Annotated in this window: 8 protein-coding genes; 6 read left to right on the forward strand and 2 right to left on the reverse strand. The window is 67.2% G+C overall.

The genetic code is table 11. The features are described 5' to 3' along the window. Window positions 1–33: 33 nt before the first annotated feature. Window positions 34–1179 carry an acyl-CoA dehydrogenase family protein gene (locus C8K38_RS08255; protein WP_097211052.1) on the reverse strand — a complete coding sequence of 382 codons (1146 nt, stop codon included), beginning with the start codon at window positions 1177–1179 and terminating at the stop codon, window positions 34–36. A gap of 174 nt (window positions 1180–1353) precedes the next feature. On the opposite strand from C8K38_RS08255, the gene C8K38_RS08260 reads away from it, so the two are divergent. The 4 genes from C8K38_RS08260 (at window position 1354) to C8K38_RS08275 (ending at window position 6797) form a co-directional block, all read left to right on the forward strand. Continuing rightward, a complete protein-coding gene (locus C8K38_RS08260; protein WP_097211053.1) occupies window positions 1354–2883 on the forward strand; it encodes an aldehyde dehydrogenase family protein in 1530 nt (509 codons plus the stop codon). Window positions 2884–2892: 9 nt separating this feature from the next. Next, window positions 2893–3789, forward strand: coding sequence for an oxygenase MpaB family protein (locus C8K38_RS08265; RefSeq protein WP_097211054.1), 897 nt, complete (start codon window positions 2893–2895; stop codon window positions 3787–3789). A gap of 105 nt (window positions 3790–3894) precedes the next feature. Further along, on the forward strand, window positions 3895–5352 hold the full coding sequence (locus C8K38_RS08270; protein WP_097211055.1) for a wax ester/triacylglycerol synthase domain-containing protein: 1458 nt from the start codon (window positions 3895–3897) through the stop codon (window positions 5350–5352). Window positions 5353–5381: 29 nt separating this feature from the next. Next, window positions 5382–6797, forward strand: a complete 1416-nt coding sequence (locus C8K38_RS08275) for a wax ester/triacylglycerol synthase domain-containing protein (RefSeq protein ID WP_179800492.1) — start codon at window positions 5382–5384, stop codon at window positions 6795–6797. Between the two features lie 19 nt (window positions 6798–6816). Here the strand turns inward: C8K38_RS08275 and C8K38_RS08280 are convergent, their stop codons facing one another. Further along, window positions 6817–8049, reverse strand: a complete 1233-nt coding sequence (locus tag C8K38_RS08280) for a TetR/AcrR family transcriptional regulator (RefSeq protein ID WP_097211057.1) — start codon at window positions 8047–8049, stop codon at window positions 6817–6819. Between the two features lie 304 nt (window positions 8050–8353). Here C8K38_RS08280 and C8K38_RS08285 point away from each other — a divergent pair, with 304 nt between their 5' ends. Next, window positions 8354–9151 carry an enoyl-CoA hydratase gene (locus tag C8K38_RS08285; protein WP_097211058.1) on the forward strand — a complete coding sequence of 266 codons (798 nt, stop codon included), beginning with the start codon at window positions 8354–8356 and terminating at the stop codon, window positions 9149–9151. 195 nt (window positions 9152–9346) lie between these two features. Further along, window positions 9347–10933, forward strand: a complete 1587-nt coding sequence (gene fadD5 / locus C8K38_RS08290) for a fatty-acid--CoA ligase FadD5 (RefSeq protein ID WP_097211059.1) — start codon at window positions 9347–9349, stop codon at window positions 10931–10933. Window positions 10934–11256 lie beyond the last annotated feature (323 nt).

Raw genomic sequence — 11256 nt, forward strand, 5'->3', positions numbered from 1 at the left:
CTGACGGCAATCAGCTTAAACGCCTGCCAGCGGCTACAAGCCGTACGTCTTGCCGATGATGTCGCGCTGGATCTCGCTGGTCCCGCCGAAGATGGTGGACACCAGCGCCCCGCGGACGTGCTTCTCCATGTCGAACTCGGTGGCGTAGCCGTACCCGCCCATCATCTGCATGCCCTCGAGGGCGACGCGCTTGGCGGTCTCCGTCGCCTTCAGCTTGGCCATCGAGGCCTCTCGGGCGAGGACCTTGTCCGGGTTGGCGTCCGCCTCGCGCGCGACGTTGTAGACGAGCAGCTTGGTGCATTCGATCTCGGTGGCGAGGTCCGCCATCCGGTGCCGCAGCGACTGGAAGCTGCCGATCGGCCGGCCGAACTGCTTGCGCTGGGTGATGTACCCGAGGGTGTCGTCGAAGGCCCGCTCCGCGGTCCCCAGGATCATCGCGGCAAGGATCAGCCGTTCGAAGTTCAGTCCGGTCATCAGCTGACGCCAGCCGTTCCCCACCTCGCCGACCACCGCATCCGCGGGGAGGACGCAGTCCGTGAAGTAGAGGTCGTTCGTCTCCTTCTGGCCGCCCATCAGCTCGATCGGGCTGATCTTCAGGCCGTCCGTGCGGGCGGGCACGTGGAACATGGTCATGCCCTCGTGCTTGTTCTCGCCGCGGCTCGTACGCGCGACGAGCAGGATGTTCTCCGAGATGTGGGCGTTGGAGCACCACGTCTTCTGGCCGTTGACCAGCCAGCCGTCCGAGGTCTGCTCGGCCTTGGTGCTCAGGTTCCCGACATCGGAGCCGGCCTCGGGCTCGGACATCGAGATCGACTGGGACGCACCGCGGACGATGCCGCGCAGCACCTCGTCCTTCTGCTGCGGGGTGCCGAACTTGGCGTATGCCCCGCCGGTGATGAGCGTCGGCCCGATCGCGCCGATCGGCAACATCCCGCGTTGGGTCTGCTCGAGCAGGATGCACATGTCGACCATGGTCGCGTCGGAGCCGCCGAATTCCTCGGGGATGGTCAGCCCGAGCCAGCCCAGCTCGGCCATCTTCTCGTATACGCCCTGGTTGTGATTGTGCGCGCCGTGATCCGTCAACTGATCGCGCTTCTCGCGCGTGCCGGCCTCGCGCTTGCAGAAGTCCGTGACGGCCTTGGCGAATGCCTTCTGTTCCGTGGTGAATTCAACGCTCATCTTCGTTGGCTCCCGCTGGTTGGGTGGGCGCACGGTGCGCGCCGGGGGATCAGTGTCGATGTGGTCTTGTCGGCGGGCCTGCCGCCGCCTAATGTGATGTCCATAACACTACATCACATCAAATATATTTGATGCGAAGTATCTAGAGGCGATCGGCGACGGAGGGAACTGTCCATGCCACAGCAGGCGGCCAAGAAGCACGAGCTCACCGAGACAGCCGGGTCTCCCGCGGGGGCGGGGGTGATCGAGTCGCTGGATCCGCGCACCGACGAGGTCATCGCCAGCTACCCGGTCGCGGATGCGGACGAGGTCGCGAGGGTCGTCGAGCGGGCTCGCCCCGCCGCGCGGTGGTGGGAGTCGCTGGGCTTCGACGGACGCAAGCGATGGCTGCTGGACTGGAAGACGGCGATTGCATCCGACGCGCAGGCCCTGGCTGCCGTGATCTCCCGCGAGACCGGGAAACCGCCGGGCGACGCCTTGCTGGAGGTGATGCTCACCGTCGAGCACCTGGATTGGGCCGCCCGCAACGCCACGAAGGTGCTCGGCAAGAAGAAGGTGCCCGCCGGGTTGGTGAGCGCCAATCAGGAGGCGACCGTCCGATACCAGCCGCTCGGCGTGGTGGGGGTGATCGGGCCGTGGAACTATCCGCTGTACACGCCGATGGGTTCGATCTCGTACGCACTCGCGGCGGGCAACGCGGTGGTCTTCAAGCCGAGTGAGCTGACGCCGGGTGTCGCAGTGTGGATCGCCGACAAGTGGCAAGCGCTCGTCCCCAACCAGCCTGTGCTGCAGGTGATCACGGGTGACGGCGGCACAGGGACCGCGCTCTGCAGGGCCGGGGTCGACAAGGTCGCGTTCACCGGTTCGACGCCGACCGCCAAGAAGGTGATGGCCTTGTGCGCGGAGACCCTGACCCCGATGGTCGCGGAGTGCGGCGGCAAGGACGCGATGCTGGTGGACGCAGATGCGGATCTGGAGGAGGCGTCGAGTTTCGCCGTCTTCGGCGCCATGGGCAACGCGGGCCAGACCTGTGTCGGCGTGGAACGAATCTATGTGGCGGACGGGGTGTTCGACACGTTCGTGCAGAAGGTCACCGAGAAGGCCAAGCGGTTGCGACCCGGCGGTGCCCCGGACTCCTCGTATGGGCCGATGACGATGGCACGGCAGTCGGAGGTGGTGCGCGGGCAGATCGACGATGCCCTCGCCAGGGGCGGTCGCGCGGTGCTCGGCGGCCAGGAGTCGATCCGCGGGCCCTTCGTCGAACCGGTGATCCTCGTCGATGTTCCGGAGGACAGCAGCGCCGTCCGGGAGGAGACCTTCGGTCCGACGGTGGTGATCAATCGGGTCGCGGACCTGGACGAGGGGATTGCTGCGGCCAACGCCTCCAAGTACGGACTCGGTGCCTCGATCTTCACCGGTGACCGCAGGCGGGCGGTGGAGGCGGCCGAGCGGTTGCGAGCCGGAGTGGTCACGATCAACTCGGTGCTGGGATTCGCGAGCGTGGCCGCGCTCCCGTTCGGCGGGGTGGGGGAGTCGGGCTTCGGCCGGATCCACGGCGCCGACGGACTGCGCGAGTTCAGCCGCGCCAAGTCGGTTGCCCGGCAGAAGTACCGGGCGCCGTTGAACCTGCTGTCGATGGAACGTAAACCCCGGGACATGAAGATCGCCGCGTGGTTGCTCAAGACGCGGCACGGCCGGAGCTGAGAGGGCACCATGTTGCTGGTGAACGAGAACCCGTCCCGACCGCGCGGCAGGTATGGCTGGCTCCACCGGATCGAGCAACTCGATCCGGCAACGGACAACCACGAGATCCATCGGATCACCGCCGGCTTCGAGTTTCCGTGGGACTACCAGCGCGCGCTCGAGTTCGCGCTGTTCCGGACCTACTGCGTGCCGACGATCTCCGCATTGCTGCGCCGGACCGGGGAGTTCGAGAAGCGGCCGCAGAAGCGCTATGACGACACCGCGCTGCTGATGGCAGAACTCGTCGAGCACGGCTACGACTCGCCCCGCGGCACGGAGTCGCTGCGAATGGTGAACCGGATGCACTCGAAGTACGACATCGACAATTCGGACATGTTGTACGTGCTGAGCACTTTCGCCTTCGATCCGTTGGACTGGATCGACCGCTACGGATGGCGCCCACTGCACCCCAACGAACGGCTTGCCTCCTTCCTCTTCTATCGGGAGGTCGGACTGCGGATGGGCATCAAGGACATCCCGGAGGACTTTCAGGAGTTCTACCGGTTCAAGATCGAGTACGAGGCCGAGCGCTTCCGGTACACCGAGGACAATCACCTGATCGGCGTCTACACCCGGGACCTGTTCTGTGCGTGGTTCCCCCGTCCGCTTCGGCCTGCCGTGCGTCAGGGGGTCTACGCGATGCTGGATCAGCAGATGCGCTCGGCCTTCGGGTTCCCGGCCGCACCGGCCTGGATGACGGGCGTCGCGCAGCGCGGATTGGTTGCCCGGTCCAAGGCTGTCCGGCTGCTGCCGCCGCGCAGGAGGTCGAAGGCCGCAAGGGACCCGCACAACCGGACCTATCCCGGATACCCGGTTGGCTACCGGCCGAGCGATCTCGGAGTGGACCAGAACCACGGTCGGGGCTGACCGGCGGGGAACGCGCGTCGTCCCGCGCTGCGGGAGCCTCGATGCGCGGGGCTTAGTGTCAAACGGTACCGTCGCGCCGGCAGGGGTCGACGAACGGGGAGTTACGTGCTGCAGGTCGATCCGAGGGATGCGGTGTTCCTCTATGTGGAGCGTCCCGTCGCCTGGCAGACCTTTCTGTCCGCCTACGCGTTCGTCCCCGATGGTTCGCAGGCTCACCCGGCCGATCGCCGGGAGATCGCCCAGTGGATCTCCGACCGCGCTCGCGGGATCGCGGTATTGCGCCAACGACTGGTCCGCGTCCCGTTCGACCTCGACCATCCCTACTGGGTCGAGGATCCCGAGCACTCCGTCGAGGATCACCTCTTCTTCCATGACGGCTCGGGATGGCAGGAGCTGCGCGAATGGATGGCGCAGCTCGTACAGCAGCCGATGGATCGGTCCAGGCCGCTGTGGGAACTCCACGTCGTCACCGGGGTCCGCGGTATCCCCGGCGTCGGGGGGGAGGCCACGGTCGCGGTGATGAAGTTCCATCACTCGATGGCGGACGGCGAGCTGAGCACCACCATCTCCAGGACGCTGTTCGCGGCAGGCCCGGTTCCGGCTGTTCGCCCCGGCGGGCCGGTCGCCGCCCTGCAGATACCGGCCCCGGCCGGTCTGTTCGCCTCCGCCGTCCGAGCGTGCCCGCGCAAGGTCGGCGAGCTCGTCGGCGGCCTGCGAGAGTTCCGCGCGACGCGCCACCGACTCCTGGTCGAGCGCGAGGAGGGCACGCACACCCTGCCCGTCGCGAAGCGGCCGCGGACCGTGCTCAACCAGCCGCTCGGCCCCGATCGGGTGTTCGACGTGGCGTTCCTCCCGCTCGACGAAGTGCGGGACATGAAGGCCGCGCTCGGCGAGGTCACCGTCAACGACCTCGTACTGACGGTGATCGCGGGCGCGTTGCGGAGGTACCTCCACGAGATCGATGGCCCGACTGCGGGTTCGCTGGCCGCCGCGGTTCCGATGTCCATCCGCCGCACCCGCGCCTCCGAGTCACGAAATCAGTTCCTCACGATGGCGGTGGACCTGCACACCGCCACGGTCGATCCGATCGCGCGGGCCCGCGCGATCCATCGGTCGGTCCTGGAGGAGCGCGAGCGGTTGAGCATTCCGGCCGAGGCCGTTGCGGCTTCCTGCGATGTCGTCGGGGTCATACCCGGATGGGCGATTCGAGCCGCGCTGCGGATCGGTTACGGACGGCCGAAGCGACGGGCGGACTCGATCCACTACGTCAACACTCTGGTCAGCAGCGTGCGCAGTGGCGGTGCGGACCTGCGCCTGTGCGATGCGACCGTGGTCGCAGGCTTCGGCCTCGCGCCGCTCGTGGGTTTGGGCGGGGTGGCCCACGCCATCGGCTCGGTGGGCAACTCCCTCACCGTCAATGTCACCGCCGATCCAGTGCAGTTGGCCGACATCCGCCGCTATCGCGAACTCCTTCTCGAGTCGTTTGCCGAGCTAAGGGACCAGATCTGCCTCGGGAATGGTTCGCCGGTACGGTTGGACATCGGGAGCGTCGCCTCGGGGTGAAGCGGCGCGTGTTGGGGATGAGGCGGTACATGGAGCAGATGCATCCGAGAGACACCGTATTTCTGTACGTGGAGAAGGAACAGGCCAAACAGGCCACCATGACCGCGTATGCCTTTGTGGCCGAACGTGATTCGGATCGACGTCCGGATCCCGCCGAGATCACCCGGTGGATCGCGGACCGCGCGGGCGGGATGGAGATCCTGCGACAGCGGGTTGTCCGCGTGCCGTTGGACCTCGACCATCCGTACTGGGCGGAGGACCCGGAGTTCTCCGTCGACAATCACCTCGTCTTCCACACGGCCGAGCGCTGGGAGGACGTGCGGACGTTGCTCGCCGACCTGCTGCAGAGCCCGATGGACGAGTCAAGGCCGCCATGGGAACTCCACGTGATCTCCGGCGTCCGCGGGATCGATGGCATCGCGGGTGAGGCCACCGTGGCGGCGCTGAAGCTGCATCACGCGGCGGCCGACGGCATGTTGAGCGCCGCGATCGCACGCCGCCTCTTCGCGGCGGAGCCGGACGAGCAGGACGAAATCGTCGAGGTCGTGGACCCGGCCGCGCCGCCGTCGCAGGTCGGAATGCTGGCGCGGGCGCTCGGATCGACCCCACGGAATCTGGGTCGGCTCGCACAGGAACTCCTCAGGGCGCGCTCGGCGCAGCGTGCAATGCAACTCGGGAGCGATCTGGGGCTGTACCGGACGCCCACCGCCGTTCGCCCGCGCACGACGCTCAACCAGCCGTTGGGCCCTGACCGGGTTTTCAACACCGCGATACTCCCGCTCGGCGGCCTGCGTGCGATGAAGGTAAGGCTCGGCGAGGTCACGGTCAACGACCTGGTGCTCGCCGTGATCGGCAGGGCGATGCGGAATTACCTGCACGCGTCAGGCGAGGTGCCTGCCGGTTCGCTGGGTGCTGGGGTCCCGATGTCGACCCGCTCGACAGTGGAGGCGACGTCGCGAAACCGGTTCGTGACCATGTACGTGGATCTGCACACCGAGACCGAGGATCCGGTCGAGCGGGTGCGGGAGATCCACGATTCGGTCCTCGAGGAACGGGTCCGCACGACCACTCCCGCGTCGCTGACGCTCGATGAGCTCCCCGGTGCCGTTCCCGGCGCCCTCCTTCGCGCGGGCCTTGCGGTTCTCGGCGCGCTGCCCAAGCCGGAGTCGTCGACTGTCAGCCTGGGGAACGCGCTCGTCTCGAACGTGCCCAAGGGGCCGGCGGACATGAAGCTCGGCGATGCGACGGTGGTCGCGAGTTTCGGCCTGTGCCCGCTCTCGGGGCTCGCCGGTCTTGCGCACCGGGTCGACAGCGTCGGGGACGTCCTCACGATCAACGTCACCGCGGATCCGCTGCAGTTGCCGGACGACGATCGATACGTCGAACTGCTGCACGAGTCGTACGACGAGCTCGAATCGGCGATCATGAGCGGCGCCACGGCCTGAGGCGACGGCTCGCGGCCGGTCAGCTGTGCAGCACCGTCAGCATGAGGGTCTGCATCCGGCCGCGGGCCTGTGCGCCGGTGTCGAAATGGAGTAGCCGGCCCACGTCGAGGGTCTGGCCGAGAGTCGCGTGCACCAGGAACCTGGCCTCGACCGCGGACAGCTCTGGCCGTACCGCGGTGAGCAGGTGGACCCACTCCTCGACGTGCAGGCGCTGCACGTTGCGGAGGTTGGTGCGCTCCTGCTTGGGCAGGTTGCCTATCTCCGAGAAGTACACGGAGAGCACCTCGGGATGCGTGAATGCCAGGTCGATATAGGTGGCCGAGAGTCGACTAAGCGCCTCGTCCGGGTCGGTGGAGGCGGCGAGCGCCGCGGCCGTCGCCATGGCCAGGCGATCGGCTGCCCGGTGGAATGCGGCAGCCAGCAGGTCCGCCTTGCTGGGGAAGTGTCGGTAGACGCTGGATGCGTTGATGCCCGCTGCGGCGCCGATCTCCTCGATGCTCGACTCGTGATAGCCGCGGTCGTGGAAGATCTTCACCGCCTCCGCGAGCAGTAGTTCACGCTTGGAGGTCACGGCGAGTCCGCGCTGTGCGGCGGGATCGTCGATCGTCGTCGTCGCGGGCGGCGCGCCGGCCAGGTCGCATCTCAACACGCCCCACGCGGTGCCGAGCAGGAGCTTCTCGATCTTGCGGTTCGCCAGCGCGGCGCTGTGGGCAGTGATGCTCCCGATCACGCTGAGCGCGGCTGCAGCGAGGATCACCGATTCGCGTTCGGCGAGGTCGGGTCGCAACTCGCGCAGCGGCCCCGCGACGTTCTGGGTCACCGCGACGAACTCGGTCCGCATCAGGTCCCGGTCGTCGGGTCGGAGGTAGCGGCCCTCCCACCGGTAGAGCCCACCGGTCTTGCGGCTTTCGACGGTCGTCACGATCAGTGCTCGCAGCACGGAATCCAACCGGAGCTCAGGGGTGCGGTCCGGATCGTCGGACTCGGCGGCGGCATCGGAGGCCGATCGGAGGGCGCCGACCGTTCCCATCGCGGCATGGACCAGCAAGGCGTACTTGTTGGGGAAATGGCGATAGAGGGCAGGGCCGGAGATACCGAGAGTGGCGGCGATGTCGTCCACGCCGACCGCGTGATAGCCCCGTTCACTGAAGGCCTGCGCCGCCACCAAGGCGATCTGCGCCTTGCGGTCCTTCGGTCGTCGCCGAACGGGCGCGGCGGCCGAAGCCGGCCGGCCGGTGGTCGTCTGGGGCATCGACGTCTCCTGACTTCGGTCGCAGCAATCCTAACCGAGAGCCTGGTGGCTTCGGCCCGAAAGCGAATTCGGGTTTCCGGTGCCGACGCCGACGCTTCCCCGTAGATCGCCATCGCAAAGTCCGGACTAGCAACGGTATTCGCTATTGACAACGTCGGACGGGTACATAAAAGTAAACCGCAATTCGCACAGTGTGAGCGTGCTCACTGGCGCGGGCCGGCCGTGGCCCGCACGTCGACCGCCGGCATGTGCGCCGAATCGAAAGGGGAAGCATGACCGTGTCCCGACCTGTGGGGGCCCTCCGATGACGGCGACCCCCGAGCTCGAGGTGATCGCCGGGCTGCGGGTCGAATTCGGGGATGGGATCCTGCGGATCACCATCGACAGGCAGGAGCGGATGAACGCGATCGACCTGGCGACGATGGACGCCATGGGCGACCTGCTGACCGGGCGCGCGAAAGACCCGTCGGTCCGGGTCGTGGTGATCGGTGGAGCGCGCGCGGCCTTCTCGACCGGCGCCGACCTCGCCGCGGCGGCCGACGGTCCCGAGGCGGACCCGCGTGTCGTGATGGACTCGGCGAACCGGGTGGTCCGGGCGACCCTCACCCTGCCGATCCCGGTGATTGCGGAGGTGAACGGGGCGGCGGCCGGAGTCGGTGCGTCCATTGCCTTCGCGGCCGATCTGGCATTCGCGTCGCCGAGTGCGTACTTCCTGTTGGCCTTCGTCAACGTCGGGCTGATGCCCGACGGCGGATCGAGTCTGCTCGTCCCTGCGGCGATCGGGCGGGCAAGGGCGAGCGAGATGGCGCTGCTCGGGAGGAAACTCGGAGCCACGGACGCCGCAGCCGCCGGATTGATCGCCCGGGTGCTCCCCGAGGGCGAACTGTCGTCTCATGTGCGAGCGGTCGCGGCCAAGCTGTCCCGCGGTCCCCGGCGCGCGATCGAACTGACCAAACGCGCGCTGACCACCACCACCCTCGCCCGAATCGACGAGACGCTCGAACGGGAAACCGAGGGCCAGATCGAACTTCTGGCGGCACCCGATTTCCGGGAAGGTGTCGCAGCGATGCTCGGTGGCCGGGCGCCCGAATTCGGCCGCTGAGGCACGACACGGCCTGCCCGGCGTGCATCCCGGACGGCCCGGGCCCTGATTGAACAAACGTCCAGTCAGGGCTGGCTTTCTCGATGCGAATCTGTGTTAACAAAAAGGCCTCGCGCTGGATCGCGTGTTGCCATACTGGGCGCATCCGTGAGGGTACGTCAGCCAGCCACACCGTGACAGGGAAGGAACACCAGGATGTCGCTCAGCGATGATCTGCTCTCGCAGCCGCTGCAGGCCCGTAGGAACCATTGGAACAATCAGGTCGCCACCCACGCGGCCATGAGGCCAGACGCGGTGGCGCTCCGTTTCCAGGGGGCCACCACCACGTGGTCCGAGCTGCACCTGCGTTCGGAGTCGTTCGCGGACGCACTCGCCCGGCGAGGTGTCGGGTTCGGCGACCGGGTTCTGCTCGTCATGCTCAATCGCCCCGAATTCCTCGAGGCGGTCCTCGCCGTCAATTCACTCGGCGCCATCGCGGTCCCGGTCAACTTCCGACTCACTCCGCCCGAAATCGCATTCATCGTGACCGACAGCGGCGCGACCGCGGTCCTGACCGACGTACCGCTGGCGCCCCTTGTCGCTGCTGTGCGAGCTCAGGTTCCTGCCCTGTCGACCTGTGTCGTCGTGGGGCAGCCGGGCGCGGACGGCGTGCTCGGCTACGAAGAACTGGTCGACGAGGACGGCGCGGCGCACGCGCCGATCGACCTGATCGAGGACACCCCCGCGCTGATCATGTACACCTCCGGCACGACGGGCAGCCCCAAGGGGGCGGTCCTCTCGCATGCGAACATGCAGGCGCAGGCCCTGACCTGTATCCGGGCCCTGCGGATGTCGGGTGGCGACGACGTCGGGTTCTGTGCCTCGCCGATGTTCCACATCGCCGCGCTCGGGAGCATGGCTCCGTCCCTCGTGCTCGGAGTGCCGACGGTGATCCATCCGCTCGGCGCATTCAACCCAACGGAACTGCTGGAAGTATGGGAGGCGGAGCGGGTCACCACAGCCTTCCTCGTGCCGGTGCAATGGCAGGCGGTGTGCGCGGAACCGACTGTCCGCCAGCGTGATCTGGCCCTGCGGGTGATCAGCTGGGGTGCTGCGCCGGCTTCCGACGTGGTACTGCACGCGATGGCGGACACCTTTCCCGACGCGGTCAACGTTGCGGTGTTCGGGCAAACCGAGATGTCGCCGATCACGTGTGTTCTGGACGGCGAGGACGCGGTGCGCAAGCTGGGATCGGTCGGAAAGGTCATCCCGACGATCCAGGCACGCATCGTGGACGACGAGATGAACGACGTGCCCGCGGGGCAGGTCGGCGAGATCGTCTACCGGGGACCGACCATGATGCGCGAGTACTGGCGGAACCCGCAGGGCACCGCGGATGCGTTCGCGGGCGGCTGGTTCCACTCCGGAGACCTGGTTCGGCAGGACGAGGAGGGGTTCATCTTCGTAGTCGACCGGAAGAAGGACATGATCATCTCCGGTGGGGAGAACATCTACTGCGCCGAGGTCGAGAACGCGCTGTTCGCACATCCGAAGGTATTGGAAGCGGCGGTGATCGGGCGACCGGACGACAGGTGGGGTGAGGTGCCCGTCGCCGTCGTGGCGCTGCGGGGTGACGATCTCACCCTCGGCGAGTTGTCCGAGTTCCTCGATGGTCGGCTGGCCCGGTACAAGCACCCGAAGGAGCTGGTCATCGTGGACGCGCTGCCGCGCAACGCCAGCGGCAAGGTGGTCAAGGGCGAGCTGCGCAAGGGCCACGGATCGATGTCGGTCAGAGCGGGCTGACACCCGCTCGGGGGCATGGACGACGGGGAGGGTCGTCCATGCCTCGCTCTCGCTTCGCGGGACCTCCGGTCCCCTGCTCGACGCGATAGAGCGGAATATTCACTAACACGGCTTTTCGGTAGAAGTCGTACCGGATGACACGTAATCCATTGGTATAGAGGATCAACAGAGTCCCCATTGGCGGCTTCCCGGCGAGGACCTCTCATCGAATTATATGAGAATCATCGTTCACTTAATCCTTGCGACGGAGTGCGAGCCGTGAGAGGCTTCACACATTCGACGTCCGCGGTTTCGACCGCGAACCGGTTGAGAGGGGGCTCTGG

It is taken from the genome of Rhodococcus sp. OK611 (assembly GCF_003050885.1).
In the GTDB taxonomy this organism is placed as follows: domain Bacteria; phylum Actinomycetota; class Actinomycetes; order Mycobacteriales; family Mycobacteriaceae; genus Rhodococcus_G; species Rhodococcus_G oryzae.

What these genes read in the sequence shown, in the direction of transcription:
- C8K38_RS08265 (WP_097211054.1), top strand. Translation starts at nt 2,893, where the DNA reads ATGTTGCTGGTGAACGAGAACCCGTCCCGACCGCGCGGCAGGTATGGC.
- C8K38_RS08260 (WP_097211053.1), top strand. Translation starts at nt 1,354, where the DNA reads ATGCCACAGCAGGCGGCCAAGAAGCACGAGCTCACCGAGACAGCCGGG.
- C8K38_RS08275 (WP_179800492.1), top strand. Translation starts at nt 5,382, where the DNA reads ATGGAGCAGATGCATCCGAGAGACACCGTATTTCTGTACGTGGAGAAG.
- C8K38_RS08280 (WP_097211057.1), bottom strand. Translation starts at nt 8,049, where the DNA reads ATGCCCCAGACGACCACCGGCCGGCCGGCTTCGGCCGCCGCGCCCGTT.
- C8K38_RS08285 (WP_097211058.1), top strand. Translation starts at nt 8,354, where the DNA reads ATGACGGCGACCCCCGAGCTCGAGGTGATCGCCGGGCTGCGGGTCGAA.
- C8K38_RS08255 (WP_097211052.1), bottom strand. Translation starts at nt 1,179, where the DNA reads ATGAGCGTTGAATTCACCACGGAACAGAAGGCATTCGCCAAGGCCGTC.
- fadD5 (WP_097211059.1), top strand. Translation starts at nt 9,347, where the DNA reads ATGTCGCTCAGCGATGATCTGCTCTCGCAGCCGCTGCAGGCCCGTAGG.